Annotated in this window: 12 protein-coding genes; 7 read left to right on the forward strand and 5 right to left on the reverse strand. The window is 73.8% G+C overall.

The genetic code is table 11. The annotated features are described in order from the left end of the window. Positions 1–30: 30 nt before the first annotated feature. The 4 genes from BJ976_RS01855 to BJ976_RS01870 all read right to left on the reverse strand — a co-directional run bounded on the left by BJ976_RS01855 (position 31) and on the right by BJ976_RS01870 (position 7,165). Positions 31–1,923 carry an ABC transporter ATP-binding protein gene (locus BJ976_RS01855; protein WP_135029796.1) on the reverse strand — a complete coding sequence of 631 codons (1,893 nt, stop codon included), beginning with the start codon at positions 1,921–1,923 and terminating at the stop codon, positions 31–33. Continuing rightward, a complete protein-coding gene (locus BJ976_RS01860) occupies positions 1,920–3,899 on the reverse strand; it encodes an ABC transporter ATP-binding protein (protein ID WP_135029794.1) in 1,980 nt (659 codons plus the stop codon). Before BJ976_RS01860 ends, BJ976_RS01855 begins: the two co-directional genes overlap by 4 nt. A gap of 45 nt (positions 3,900–3,944) precedes the next feature. Beyond that, positions 3,945–4,823: a metallophosphoesterase gene (locus BJ976_RS01865; protein ID WP_135029937.1), complete on the reverse strand. Its 879-nt coding sequence runs from the start codon at positions 4,821–4,823 to the stop codon at positions 3,945–3,947. 62 nt (positions 4,824–4,885) lie between these two features. Beyond that, positions 4,886–7,165, reverse strand: a complete 2,280-nt coding sequence (locus BJ976_RS01870) for a transglycosylase domain-containing protein (protein ID WP_135029792.1) — start codon at positions 7,163–7,165, stop codon at positions 4,886–4,888. A gap of 66 nt (positions 7,166–7,231) precedes the next feature. Between BJ976_RS01870 and sp36 the strand changes: the two genes are divergently transcribed. The 3 genes from sp36 to BJ976_RS01885 are packed head-to-tail and all read left to right on the forward strand — an operon-like array spanning position 7,232 to position 8,797. Beyond that, positions 7,232–7,399 (forward strand): Sp36 family protein, encoded by a 168-nt coding sequence (sp36, locus tag BJ976_RS01875; RefSeq protein WP_135029790.1) that lies wholly within the window; start codon positions 7,232–7,234, stop codon positions 7,397–7,399. A gap of 2 nt (positions 7,400–7,401) precedes the next feature. Further along, the gene (locus BJ976_RS01880; RefSeq protein WP_376698719.1) at positions 7,402–7,896 is read left to right on the forward strand and encodes a RidA family protein; all 495 of its coding nucleotides are present in this window, start codon (positions 7,402–7,404) and stop codon (positions 7,894–7,896) included. Then, positions 7,886–8,797, forward strand: coding sequence for an NUDIX hydrolase (locus tag BJ976_RS01885; protein WP_184231805.1), 912 nt, complete (start codon positions 7,886–7,888; stop codon positions 8,795–8,797). The genes BJ976_RS01880 and BJ976_RS01885 overlap by 11 nt, the downstream gene beginning before the upstream one ends. A gap of 61 nt (positions 8,798–8,858) precedes the next feature. Here the strand turns inward: BJ976_RS01885 and BJ976_RS01890 are convergent, their stop codons facing one another. Next, positions 8,859–9,536, reverse strand: coding sequence for a Crp/Fnr family transcriptional regulator (locus BJ976_RS01890; RefSeq protein WP_135029786.1), 678 nt, complete (start codon positions 9,534–9,536; stop codon positions 8,859–8,861). A 158-nt stretch (positions 9,537–9,694) separates the two neighbouring features. Between BJ976_RS01890 and BJ976_RS01895 the strand changes: the two genes are divergently transcribed. From BJ976_RS01895 to BJ976_RS01910, 4 genes are all read left to right on the forward strand, one after another. Continuing rightward, on the forward strand, positions 9,695–10,261 hold the full coding sequence (locus BJ976_RS01895; protein ID WP_135029784.1) for a hypothetical protein: 567 nt from the start codon (positions 9,695–9,697) through the stop codon (positions 10,259–10,261). A 170-nt stretch (positions 10,262–10,431) separates the two neighbouring features. Further along, positions 10,432–12,075, forward strand: coding sequence for a sodium-dependent transporter (locus BJ976_RS01900; protein WP_184231806.1), 1,644 nt, complete (start codon positions 10,432–10,434; stop codon positions 12,073–12,075). Between the two features lie 3 nt (positions 12,076–12,078). Then, on the forward strand, positions 12,079–12,264 hold the full coding sequence (locus BJ976_RS01905) for a methionine/alanine import family NSS transporter small subunit (protein WP_135029780.1): 186 nt from the start codon (positions 12,079–12,081) through the stop codon (positions 12,262–12,264). Beyond that, entirely contained in the window at positions 12,236–12,718 is a 483-nt protein-coding gene (locus BJ976_RS01910) for a GntR family transcriptional regulator (RefSeq protein WP_135029778.1), read from the forward strand. The genes BJ976_RS01905 and BJ976_RS01910 overlap by 29 nt, the downstream gene beginning before the upstream one ends. Positions 12,719–12,774 lie beyond the last annotated feature (56 nt).

Raw genomic sequence — 12,774 nt, forward strand, 5'->3', positions numbered from 1 at the left:
CGGGGAGAGGGCAGGGGGGAGAGGTCCGGCTCAGGCCTCGCCCGTGACCAGGGAGTCCTCCCACGCCCGGTGCAGCGCCGCGAACCGGCCGCCCGCGGCCACCAGCTCTGCCGGCGCCCCGTCCTCCACGATCCGCCCGTCGTGCACCACGAGCACGCGGTCCGCGATCTCCACGGTGCTGAGCCGGTGCGCGATGATCAGCGCCGTGCGGTCCCCGAGCAGCCGCTCGAGCCCGGCCTGCACGAGCCGTTCGCTCGGCAGGTCCAGGGAGCTCGTCGCCTCGTCCAGGATCAGCACCGCCGGATCCGCCAGGAACGCCCGCGCGAAGCTGATCAGCTGCCGCTGCCCCGCGGACAGGCGCCCGCCGCGCTGGTTCACGTCCGTCTCGTACCCCTCGGGCAGCTCCCGGATGAACGCGTCCGCGCCCACGGCCTGCGCGGCGGCCTCGATCTCCTCGAGACTCGCGCCGGGGCGTCCGAGCGCGATGTTGTCCGCCACGGACCCGGAGAACAGGAACGCCTCCTGGGTCACCATCACCACATTCCTGCGCAGGTCCTGCTGGGACAGCTCGCGCAGCTCCACCCCGTCCAGGGTGAGAGAGCCGGAGGTGAGGTCGTAGAACCGCGCGATCAGCTTCACCAGCGTGGACTTGCCCGCGCCGGTCTGGCCCACCACCGCCACGGTCTGCCCCGCGGGCACGGTCAGGTCGAACTCCGGCAGCACGACCTTGCCGGGGCCGTACCCGAACACGGCGTCGCGGAACTCGATCCGCCCGCTCGCCTCGCCCTCCCCGACGGGCGCCGGCCCGCTGCCGTCCGGGCGGGGCAGGGGCGTGGGGTGCGCGGCCTCGACGACGCCGGGCTCCTCCTCCAGCAGGCCCGAGACCTTCTCGAGGGCGGCCGTCGCGGACTGCAGCGAGGAGTAGAACATCGCCACCATCTCCATCGGCTGGAACACGCGCCGGCCCGCGAGCAGCAGCGCCACGAGCACGCCCACCTCCAGGTCCCCGGACAGCACCCGCAGGCCGCCGGTCACCAGCAGGGCGGCCACCGTCAGGTTCCCCACCGCGATCAGCGTCGGCTGCAGCACGCCGAACAGGTTCAGGGACTCCACCATGTCGTCCCGGTAGCGGGTGGCCAGCTCGCGGTAGCGGCGGTCGCCGTCGCGCTCGCGGCGGAACGCCTGCACGGCGCGGATGCCGGTCATGGTCTCCACGAAGTGCACGATCGACCGGGCCGAGGACACCCGCGACCGCCGGTACACCTCCTCGGAGCGCACCCGGTACCAGTGCACCACCGCGACCACGGGCACGGCGGCCCCCAGCAGCACCAGGAAGGACGGCGGGTCCAGGATCAGGATGGACACGGCTGTGAACGTCATGAACATCAGGCCGGAGACCAGCGCGGAGACGCCCTGGTCCAGCAGCTCGCGCAGGGCCTCGAGGTCCGAGGTCTGCCGGGAGATCACCCGCCCCGAGGTGTACCGCTCGTGGAAGCTCAGGCTGAGGCGCTGGGTGTGCCGGAACACGCGCAGCCGCAGGTCCAGGAGCATCGCCTGGCTGGCCTTGGCGGTGAGCCACGTGTAGACGCCCAGCAGGAGCCCGGAGGCCAGCGCGGTGAGCACGTACGCCCCGCCCACCAGGGCCAGCACGCCGGTGACGGGCTCGCCGCCGCGCACGCCCGCCACCACCTGGGGCAGGCCCCAGTCGATCGCCCACGCGATGAGCAGCGGGGCGGCGGCACGGGCCGCGTTGGACACGACGACGAGCACCGCCGTCAGCGTCAGCGTCCCGCGCACGGGACGGCCGAGCTCGGCCAGCAGCCGCCAGGAGCGGCGACGGACGTGGCGGCGCTCGGCGGGCGTGTAGTCGTCGGCCTCCTCCGCGCCGACGCCGGTGACGCGGGTGGCCTCCGCGGTGCTCATGACTGCTCCTCGGGTCGGCTGGAGATGATGTCGCGGTAGGCGGCGCTGCGGCGCAGCAGCTCGGCGTGCGTGCCGACGTCGGCCACGCGCCCGTCCTCGAGGACCGCCACACGGTCGGCGAGGGCCACGGTGGAGGGCCGGTGGGCCACGATCAGGGTGGTGGTCCCGGCGAGCACCTCGCGCAGCCGCGCGGTGACGGCCTCCTCGGTGCGCACGTCGAGGGCGGAGAGCGGGTCGTCGAGCACGAGGATGTCGGGGCGGGCCGCGATCGCGCGGGCCAGGGCCACGCGCTGGCGCTGCCCGCCGGACAGGCTCAGCCCCTCCTCGCCGATCTCCGCGTCGACGCCGTCGGGCAGGTCCGCCATGAAGCCGGCCTGCGCGGTGTCCAGGGCGAGGTCCAGCAGCGCGCGGGCGGCGGGGGAGTCGAGCCCGTCCGCGACGGTCTCGGCCGGGGCGCCGAGCAGGACGTTGGCCCGCACCGTGTCGGAGAACAGGGTGGCGTCCTCGAACGCGATGGAGACGCGCCGCCGCAGCTCCTGCAGCGGGTAGTCCCGCACGTCCACGCCGTCCACGAGCACCGCGCCGCCCGTGACGTCGTAGAGGCGGGGGACGAGCTGGACCAGCGTGGACTTGCCCGCGCCGGTGACGCCCACGAGGGCGAGCGTCTCGCCCGGGACCAGCGTGAGGTCCACGCCGCGGAGCAGCTCGTCCGCCTCACCGTCGCCCGCGTCCGGGAACCGGAAGCGCACGTCCCGGAACTCCAGGGCCCCGTGCGAGGGCGGCAGCACGACGCCGGGCCGCTCCCCGTCCCCGGTCCGCGCACCGGCCTCGGCTGACCGGGACCGGGCGGGGCGCGCGGGGCGACCCGACGCCTCCGCCCGCCCGGCGCGGGCCGCGGCGGCGGCGCGGCCGGCGTCGAGGGCCTCCTCCTCGTCCCGGTCCGCCCCGGCGGGCGAGGTGACGGTGGCGGGGGCGGAGAGGACGTCCAGGTGCCGGTCGATGGCGGTCTTGGCGGCGAGGGTCATGCCCATGAGCTGGCCGATCGACTCCACGGGACCGGAGAGCACGGCGGCCGTGGCGAAGTACGCGGCCAGCGCGCCCACGGTCAGCTCGCCCTGGGCCACGAGCCACACGCCCAGCGCCAGACCCAGCCCGAGCACCGCCTCCGGCAGGGCCACGATCAGCGCGATGAACCTGGAGAGCACGGACGCCTTGCGGACCTCGGTGCCGCGCAGGGTCTCCGCGCGCCCGCGGAAGCCCTCGAGCGCGTGTGCACCGCGGCCGAAAGCCTTGAGCACGCGGATGCCGTGCACGGACTCCTCCACCGTGGTGGCGAGGTCTCCGGCCTGGTCCTGGGAGAGGCGGGAGGCGGAGCGGAAGTCGTTGCGGAACCCGAACGAGAGCCACATGATCGGCACCGCCGCCGCGAGGTACAGCAGGGCCAGCTGCCAGGACAGTCCGAACAGCAGGACCATGCCCACCAGGATCGTCACGGCGTTGACCACCAGCATCACGGAGCCGAAGGCGATCCACCGCCGCAGCAGGGACAGGTCCGCCTGGGCCCGCGAGAGCAGCTGCCCGGAGGGCCATGCGTCGTGGAAGGCCGCGGGCATGCGCTGCAGCCGACGGTAGAGGGTGATCCGGGCCCGGTTCTCCACGTCCGCGGCGGGCGGGAGGATGAAGAAGCGGCGCAGGTACACGAAGAGCGCCTCGGCCAGGCCCAGGCCGGCGAGCAGGGCGGCGGCCCACCACACGTCCGCGCGGGCGGCGTCCGTGGGCGGGACGTTGTGCACCACGTCCGCGAACACCGAGTTCACGAGCACCTGGATCACCTGGGGGATCGCCAGGGCCACCAGGCCGGCGAGCATGGCGCTGAGCAGGCCCGCGGCCCACCGGAGGCCGACGCCGTCCAGGTACGGGGCGATCCCGCGCAGGGCGGCGCGCAGGGGCAGGGCGGTGGAGGAGGGGCGGGGCACGGGGGGACTCTACCGGGTGAGGCACCTCAGCCCGCACGGGTCGCCTCAGGCGCGGGGGAGCAGGTCCAGGACCACGGCCTCGGGGCGGCAGAAGGTGCGCACGGGGGCCGAGGGCGCCGTCCCGATCCCCGCGGACACCTCGAGCGGGACCGTCGGCCCCGCCGCCGTCCACGGGGACACCCCCGAGGCCTGGGATCGGGGGAGGTCGCAGTTGGTCACGAGGGCGCCCACGAACGGCAGGCACACCTGGCCGCCGTGGGTGTGGCCGGCCAGCAGCAGGTCCGCCCCGTCGGCGGTCATCGCGTCCAGCACACGTCGGTAGGGGGCGTGGGTGACGCCGAGGCGCAGGGCGGGGACGCCGTCGTCGTCCGGGCCGAACCCGGACCAGCGGTCCAGGCCCAGGTGTGGGTCGTCCGTGCCCGCGGCGCGCACGCGCACCGCGTCCGGTCCCGCGCCGAGCACGACGTCGGCGGACCGGTCCGTCAGGTCCGCCCAGCCCGCCGCACGGAAGGCAGAGAACAGCTCCTCGGTGGGCAGGCGGGAGCGCGAGGCCTCCAGCTCCGAGGGCCCGCGCAGGTACCGCAGCGGGTTGGCCGGCTTGGGGGTGTAGTAGTCGTTCGACCCGGGCACGAACACGCCCGGCCGCTCCAGCAGCGGGGCCAGGGCGTCGAGCAGGAGGGGGATGGAGGCGGCGTGGGAGATGTTGTCCCCGGTGTCCACCACCAGGTCCGGCTCGAGGTGGGCGAGCCCGCGCAGCCAGTCCAGCCGCCGGCGGTGCCGGGGGAGCAGGTGGATGTCCGAGAGGTGCAGCACGCGCACGGTCCGGGTGCCGGGGGCCAGCACGCGCAGGGTGTGCGTGCGCACCGTGCGCGCCTCGGCCTCCGTCAGACCCCACGCCAGACCGAGGGCGCCGAGTCCCGCCATGCCGACGGCGGCCCGGGCGCCGGAGCGCGCGAGCCGCCGAGCGGACGGACGGGGGAGGGCCGTCACCGGATGCCCTGGGAGGCCTCGTACTCGGCGCGCTTCTCGGCGCTGGAGAACGGGGTCTCGCCGGCGTCCTCGCCCAGCGTCGAGGTCGGGCCGTCCGCACCGCGGTCGATGTCCTCGGGACGGAAGAACGTGCCGTCCGGGTGGTCGCCCTCCTCGCCCGGGTCCAGGGACTTCGGGCCGTCGTAGGTGGGCAGGCGGCCGGGCACGTACGTGCGCTTGGCCAGGTCGTTGAACTCCAGCCAGGTGCCGCCGTTCACGGTGACGCCGTAGAAGTCCTCCTGCACCTCGCCGTTGATGGTCTCGCCGCGCATCGTCTTCTGGCTGGTGTAGCGGCCGGCCCATACGGCGGTGGCGAGCTCCGTGGTGTAGCCGACGAACCAGGTGGAGGACATGTTGTTGTTGGTGCCCGTCTTCCCGGCGAACTCGTAGCCGGTGCCGTCCGGGGCGATGTTCCAGGTGGCGATGTGGCGCAGCACCGGGGTCAGCTCGGCCACGTGCTCGGGGTCCAGGACCTGGCGGCACTCGGGGCCGCCGATCTCGTACTGGTTGCCCGCGCTGTCCGTCACCTCGGTGAGGGCGCGGGGCTCGCAGTAGAGGCCGTTCGCGGCGAGGGCGGCGTAGGCGCCGGCCAAGGACGTGGGGGCCAGGCTGTCCTTGCCCAGCAGGAACGAGGGCTCGGCGGGGCTCAGCGGGGTGCCGTCCCGGCCGTTCACGATGCCCAGCTGGGTCATGGTGTTCGCGACGTCGCACAGGTCCATCTGGTAGCCGAGCGCCACGGTGGGGGTGTTGACGGACCAGTAGAGGCCCTCGTCCACGCGGTCCCGCTTCTTCATGCCGTCCACCACGTTGTTGATCTCCCAGCCCTTCGAGCCGCCGCCGGCGGTGGTGAAGCCGCCAGGCAGGCAGGAGGCCGCGAAGCGCGACGTGGAGGGGTAGACGTCCTTGGAGCCGTCCACGGAGTCGATCAGGCTGTTGCCGTACCGCAGCCAGGTCAGCGCCACGAAGGGCTTCAGCGTGGAGCCGGCCGAGAAGCCCTCGCCGCCGCCCCATTCGGCGTCGACGTTGAGGTTCAGCGAGGTCTTGCCCACGTCGTCCGCGAGGGAGTACTCGGTGTTCTGCGCCATGGTCACGATGTCGCCCGTGCCCGGCCGCAGGGACAGCAGGGAGTGGCCGGCGCCGAGGGACTCGTCGTTGGGGATGATGCGGCGGGTGAGCTCCTCCGCCTTCTTCTGCAGAGCGGAGTCCAGCGTGGTGCGGATGGTGAGGCCGCCGCGGTCCAGGAGGGCCTGACGGGCGGCGACGTCGGGGCCGAAGGTGGGGTCGGCCAGGATCTGGCGCTCGACGTAGTCGCAGAAGTAGGCGCCGAAGGCGGCGTTGAGGCAGCCGGTGGGCTCGCCCTTCATGACCGCCTCGAGCGGTTGGGCCTTCGCGTGCTCGGCCTCCTCCGCGGTGAGGTAGCCGTTCTTCTCCATCGCGTTGAGCACGAGGTTGCGCCGCTTGGTGGTGCCCTCCGGGTTGCGGGCCGGGTTGAAGCGCGTGGGGGACTGCACCATGCCGGCCAGGGTGGCGGCCTCCCAGCTCTCCAGGTCCGCGGCGGGCTTGCCGAAGACGTACTGGGAGGCGGCCTCCACGCCGTAGGCGCGGCCCTGGAAGAGCACCAGGTTCAGGTAGCCCTGGAGGATCTCCTCCTTGGACATCTGGTTCTCCACCGCGACGGCGAGCTTGATCTCCTTGACCTTGTCCGACGCCTCCTTGGTGCCGGAGAGGGTCAGGCGGGAGTCGCCGCGCACCTGCTGCGAGTTGATGAGCATGTTGTTGACGAACTGCTGGGTCAGGGTGGAGGCGCCCTGCGTGGAGGGCGAGGTGAGGTTGTTGACCGCCGCACGGATCAGGCCCTTGGCGTCCACGCCCTCGTGCTCGAAGAACCGCTCGTCCTCGATGGCCACGATCGCGTGCTCCATGTGGTCCGAGATCTGGTCCAGGGTGACCGGCTTGCGGTTCTCCTCGTAGAACGTGGCGATCAGCTCCCCGTCCGCCGAGTAGATCTTCGAGGGCATCGAGACGGGCTCCGCCGGCAGCTGGTCCGGCAGCTGGTCCAGCATGTCCTTGCCGGAGGCGAACACCGCGCGCCCGGCGCCCATGGCCGGCAGCGTCAGTCCCGCCACCAGCAGTCCGGCCAGCGCGGCCAGCCCGAGGAAGGTCAGCAGTCGGCCCAGGACCGAGGAGCGGGCGGCCGGATGGGCGGCGCGGGAGGAGCGTGCGGCGCGGGAGGACATGCGGGAAGTGTAGCGGCCCGCCCTGGATGTGGATCGGGCTCCGGGCGGCCTCGCTACGCTGGTCCCATGACTACTCAGACCCGGTGGGAGTACGCCACCGTCCCCCTGCTCATCCACGCCACCAAGCAGATCCTCGACCAGTGGGGCGAGGACGGGTGGGAGCTCGTCGCCGTCGTGCCCGGCCCGGAGGGCCCCAACCCCGTGGCCTATCTCAAGCGCCCCAAGGCGGCGTGAGCGTGGCCGATCAGGCGTCCGCCCCCACGTGGGGTGAGGGCGCCGCGGCTGCCCGCCTGGCGGAGCTGGGCCTCGCCCGCCCCGCCGTGGCGGCCCCGATGGGCTCCTACGTCCCCGCGGTGCGCGACGGCGACCTCGTCCTCACCTCCGGCCAGCTGCCCTTCGTCGAGGGCGCCCTGCCGCTGACCGGCAAGGTCGGCGCCGAGGTGACGCTCGAGCAGGCGCAGGACCTGGCCCGCACGGCCGCCGTGAACGCGGTGGCCGCCGTGCACGAGCTCGTGGGGGACCTCGACGCCGTGCTCCAGGTGGTGAAGGTGGTCGGGTTCGTCGCCTCGGACCCCGCGTTCACCGCGCAGCCGGCCGTCGTGAACGGCGCCTCGGACGTGCTCGCCGAGATCTTCGGCGAGGCCGGGCGCCACGCCCGCTCCGCCGTCGGCGTGGCCGTCCTGCCCCTGGACGCCCCCGTCGAGGTGGAGATCACCGTCCGTGTCCGCTGACGCGGCGGACCGCGTCCGGGTCCCCTCCCACGAGGAGGAGCTGACCCGGCAGTGGCTCGCGCAGCGTCACCGGCAGGTGCGCCCCGCGCGTCCGGCCTCCGCCGTCGTGCTGGTGCGTGACGGCGAGGACGGTGTCGAGGTGCTGCTGCGGCACCGGGCCGGCCGGACCCCGCTGGGCCGGATCGGGTTCCCCGGGGGCTCGCTCGTCGAGGCGGACGCGCACGCCTGCCCCTGGTTCGGGCCGAGCCCGGGGGAGTGGGCGCACACCCTCGGCCTGGCGGACCGCCGTCGGGTGCGCCAGCACGTGGTGGCGGCCGTGCGCGAGCTGTTCGAGGAGTGCGGCGTGCTCCTGGCCGGCGCCTCGGACATGGAGGTCGTGCAGGACGCCCGTGGCGAGACCTGGGGCGCCCGCCGCTCCTCGCTCGAGCACGGCGACGCCGGCCTCCCCCAGCTGCTGGAGGAGCGCGGCCTCGGCCTGCGCACGGACTTGCTGCGGGCCCTCGGGCGGTGGCAGTCCGCCCCGCACAGTCCGCGCCGCTTCGACACCGTGGTCTTCACGGCGGCCCTGCCCCCGCAGCAGGAGCCCGTGCCGCGGCCGGAGGGTCCCGACCTGCAGGGCTGGGTCCCCGCGGCCCGGGCGGTGGCCGAGCCGATGCCCCTGCCGGGTCCGGACGGCTGGCTCGGCGAGGTGGGCCGCATCGCCCTGGCGGAGGTGTCCACACCCCTGACCCAGCTGGTGCTGCGCGACGTGGCCCGGCACCGCACGGCGGCCGGCTTCCTCCTGTCCCTGGGCCACGGCCGGGACCCCGTCCCCCACGTGCGCCTGCGCACCGAGGCCGAGCGGGACGACGTCGCCACGGGCGCCCTGCACACCGTGGCCGAGCCGGTCAGGCCGGAGTGAGCGACCCCCGGACGCGGGAGGGGCCCGCACCGGACGGTGCGGGCCCCTCGTCTGTGCGGGGTCAGCGGGAGCGCTGACGCAGGCGCTGCAGGTCCAGGACGACCACGGCGCGGTTCTCCAGGCGGATCCAGCCGCGCTGCACGAACTCGGCCAGGGCCTTGTTGACGGTCTCGCGCGAGGCGCCCACCAGCTGGGCCAGCTCCTCCTGGGTGAGGTCGTGGGCCACGAGGAGGCCGTCGGCGGCCGGGCGGCCGAAGCGGTCGGCCAGGTCCAGCAGGGCCTTGGCCACGCGCCCGGGGACGTCGGAGAACACGAGGTCCGCGAGGGACTCGTTGGTCTTGGACAGGCGCTGGGCGAGGGCCTGCAACAGCTGCAGGGACACGTCCGGGGACGAGGCGATGGCGCGGCGCAGGTTCTCGTGACGCAGGCCGGCCAGGCGGGTGGCGGACACCGCGGTGGCCGTGGCCGAGCGCGGGGCCGGGTTGAACAGGGCCATCTCACCGAAGATCTCACCGGGGCCGAGTACGGCGACGAGGTTCTCGCGGCCGTCGGAGGCGGTGCGGCCCAGCTTGATCTTGCCGGACATGATCACGTACAGCTGATCGCCCTGATCGCCCTCGTGGAAGGCGGAGGCCCCACGGGAGAGGTCCACCTCGGTCAGCTCGGAGGTGAGGATGGCGAACACCTCGTCGTCCAGGTTGGTGAAGAGCGGAGCCTTCCGCAGAACCTCGAGATCCATGAATGCGCGTCCCTTCCGACGGTCGTACGGCGTTCCGCGGCGAAGACGCCCGGACTGTTGCCAGCCATTCTGCCCCATCGTCCCCTGGGGTGCCGATACCCTGGTGCCCCGCTCATCCCGGGCGGCACAGGAGCAGCGGGACAGATCGGAGGACGGCCTTGGAATCGCCCCTGCCGTGGGTCGACGCGGTCCTCTCGCTCGTCCTCCTGGCATCCGCGGCCTCGGGCGCCGGACGGGGGGCCAGCGGGGTGGCCGGTGCCCTGCTGGGCGCGGCCCTCGGCCTGACGGCCTGCGCGTGGGCGCTGCCGCACGTGCCCGGCCTGGTGGCGGACCCGGTGTGGTCGCCCGTGGCCACCGTGGTGGCCGGTCTGCTGCTGCTCGTCCTCGGTGAGGGCCTGGGTCTGCGGGTGGGCTCCGCCCTGCGCCGCGGGCTGGGAGGCGGGACGGCCCGCCGGCTGGACGGCGTGGCCGGGGCCGCGCTGGCGGCCGCGGTCTGCCTCGTGCTCCTCGGCGTCCTCGCTCCGCGGCTGGCCCCCGTCCTGCCCTCCGGGCTCGTGGCGGAGACGGGCCGCTCCCGGGTGCTGGCCGTGGCCGAGCGGACCGTGCCCGGGCCCGTGGACCGGGCCGCGGACGGCCTCCAGGCCGCCGTCGGCGAGGTGCTCTCCGGGCTGCCGCCGCTGCGTGTCCCGGCGCCCCCGGACCGGCAGGACGTCGTGCGGGCCTGAGCGCTGCCGACATCGGCCGAGGGATGTCCATGATGCGGACACGCCGGGAGAGCGGTGTCCGGCTTCCGGACGCTGCAGTACCGTGTGCTCACTCACACCCGCAGCACCGCCGCGACGGAGCCGAGGATCGGCCCGGTCCGCGTCGCGGAACCACCCGGAGGTCATCCCCCATGTCCACGTCCGCATCCGCGACGGCGCCCGCGCCGACGCGCACCCGCGAGGAGTTCACCGGCCGGTGGGCGTTCATCCTCGCCGCCATCGGCTCCGCCGTCGGCCTCGGCAACATCTGGCGCTTCCCGTACGTCGCCTATGAGAACGGCGGCGGCGCCTTCGTCATCCCCTACCTGATCGCGCTGCTCACCGCGGGCATCCCGCTACTGTTCTTCGACTACGCGATCGGCCACCGCTTCCGCGGCTCCGCGCCGCTGGCGTTCCGGCGCCTGTCCCGGTGGACCGAGACCGTCGGCTGGTGGCAGGTGCTCATCTGCGTCGTCATCGGGATCTACTACGCCGCGATCATCGGCTGGGCGATCATGTACACCTGGTTCTCCGTGGACCAGCGGTGGGGTGACGACCCGGAGACCTTCCTCATGGACGACTACCTGCAGGTCGCCGAGGACCCGTCCCCGTCCTTCGACTTCGTCTCGGGCGTCTTCTGGCCCATGCTCGCCGTCTGGGTGATCACGCTGCTCATCATGGGCTTCGGCGTGCGCCGGGGCGTGGCCCTGGCCTCGATGGTCGGCATCCCGCTGCTCATCGTGATGTTCCTGGTCCTCGTCGGCATCGCCCTCACCCTGCCGGGCGCCGCCCAGGGCCTGGACGCCCTGTTCACGCCGAACTGGGCCGCGCTCGCGGACCCGGGCGTCTGGATCGCCGCCTACGGTCAGATCTTCTTCTCGCTGTCCGTCGGCTTCGGCATCATGATCACCTACGCCTCCTACCTCAACCGCCGCACGAACCTCACCGGCTCCGGCCTGGTGGTCGGCTTCTCCAACTCGGGCTTCGAGATCCTGGCCGGCATCGGCGTGTTCTCCGCCCTGGGCTTCATGGCGCAGGCCTCCGGCGTGTCCGTGGCCGAGGTGGCGGGCAGCGGCATCGGCCTGGCGTTCATCGCCTTCCCCACCCTGATCTCGCAGGCCCCGCTCGGCGCCCTGATCGGCGTGCTGTTCTTCGGCTCGCTCGTGGTCGCCGGCTTCACCTCGCTGATCTCGATCCTCGAGGTCGTCATCTCCGCCGTGAAGGACAAGCTCGGCTGGGGCCGCTGGACGGCCACGATCGTCGTGATCGGCCTGTCCGGGGTGGTCTCCCTCACCCTGTTCTCCACCACCACGGGCCTGCAGATGCTGGACACCATGGACGCGTTCACGAACAACTTCGGCATCGTGGGCGCGGCGCTCCTCTCGGTGCTCCTGGTCACCGGCGCGCTGGGCTCGGCCCGTCGCATCACGGCGCACCTCAACGCCGTCTCCTCCTTCAAGGTCGGCCGCGGGTACGTGCTGCTGATCGGCGTGCTCATGCCGATCGTGCTCGCCTACATCTGGCTCTCCTGGATCATGAAGGTGATTGCGGAGGGCTATGAGGGCTACCCGGGCGACTTCCTCGGCGTCTTCGGCTGGGGCATCGCGCTCGGCTCCGTCGCCCTGGCTGTCCTGCTCTCCCTCATCCCGTGGTCCCGCAAGTCCAACCTCTACGCCGAGGACCTGGACAGCGAGATCCACGGCGACCTCATCCCGCACAACGCCGTGCCCGAGGGCACCGTCCCCACCGGCGCCCTGCCGGTGGTGCCCGCGGCCGCCACCCGGAAGGAGCTCTGACCGATGAGCACCGCAGCGATCGTCATGATGTCCCTGGCCATCCTCCTGGTGTGGGGCGGCCTCGCGGTCTCCGCCGTCCACCTGCTCCGCCACCCGGACGACTCCTCGGGCGATCTCGCCATCGAGGATGAACTGGCCCCCGCCGTGTGGGAGCGCGAGGATGACCGTCTCGACGCACGGCACCGGTGAGTCGATGAGGGCCCCCGGTCCGTCCCCAGCGGCCCCGTCCGCGGCCTCGGTCGCCGACGGGGCCGCGGGCGTGGTCTCCGCCTCCCTGCCGGTCGTGGCGGTGGACGGGAGCCTGCCGGCCCCGCCCTACCGGCAGATCGTGGACGCGGTCCTGGCCGCCGTCGCCGCCGGGCACCTCGCCCGTGGGGATCGGCTGCCGCCCGTGCGGACCCTGGCCGGGGAGCTGGGCCTGGCGCCCAACACGGTGGCCAAGGCCTACAAGGACCTCGAGGCGGACGGCCTGCTCCAGGGCCGGGGCCGGGCCGGCACGTTCGTGGCGGCCGCCGCGGACGAGCGCGCCGACCGCGCCCGGGCCGCCGCCCGGACCTTCGCCGACGAGGTGCTCGACCGCCTGCGGCTCACCCCGGACGAGGCCCTCGACCTCGTCCGCTCCGAGGCGGCCCGGCGCGCCTGACCTCCGGGCCGGGACTCCTCCCCGGACGCGACGACGCCCCCGCCCCCTCCGTCGGG

Origin of the sequence: Micrococcus flavus, assembly GCF_014204815.1 — a bacterium.
GTDB lineage: Bacteria > Actinomycetota > Actinomycetes > Actinomycetales > Micrococcaceae > Micrococcus > Micrococcus flavus.

Excerpts from the sequence above, each read along its gene's own strand:
- BJ976_RS01870 (WP_135029792.1), bottom strand. The coding sequence starts at position 7,165 with ATGTCCTCCCGCGCCGCACGCTCCTCCCGCGCCGCCCATCCGGCCGCC.
- BJ976_RS01855 (WP_135029796.1), bottom strand. The coding sequence starts at position 1,923 with ATGAGCACCGCGGAGGCCACCCGCGTCACCGGCGTCGGCGCGGAGGAG.
- BJ976_RS01865 (WP_135029937.1), bottom strand. The coding sequence starts at position 4,823 with ATGGCGGGACTCGGCGCCCTCGGTCTGGCGTGGGGTCTGACGGAGGCC.
- sp36 (WP_135029790.1), top strand. The coding sequence starts at position 7,232 with ATGACTACTCAGACCCGGTGGGAGTACGCCACCGTCCCCCTGCTCATC.
- BJ976_RS01900 (WP_184231806.1), top strand. The coding sequence starts at position 10,432 with ATGTCCACGTCCGCATCCGCGACGGCGCCCGCGCCGACGCGCACCCGC.
- BJ976_RS01905 (WP_135029780.1), top strand. The coding sequence starts at position 12,079 with ATGAGCACCGCAGCGATCGTCATGATGTCCCTGGCCATCCTCCTGGTG.
- BJ976_RS01910 (WP_135029778.1), top strand. The coding sequence starts at position 12,236 with ATGACCGTCTCGACGCACGGCACCGGTGAGTCGATGAGGGCCCCCGGT.
- BJ976_RS01890 (WP_135029786.1), bottom strand. The coding sequence starts at position 9,536 with ATGGATCTCGAGGTTCTGCGGAAGGCTCCGCTCTTCACCAACCTGGAC.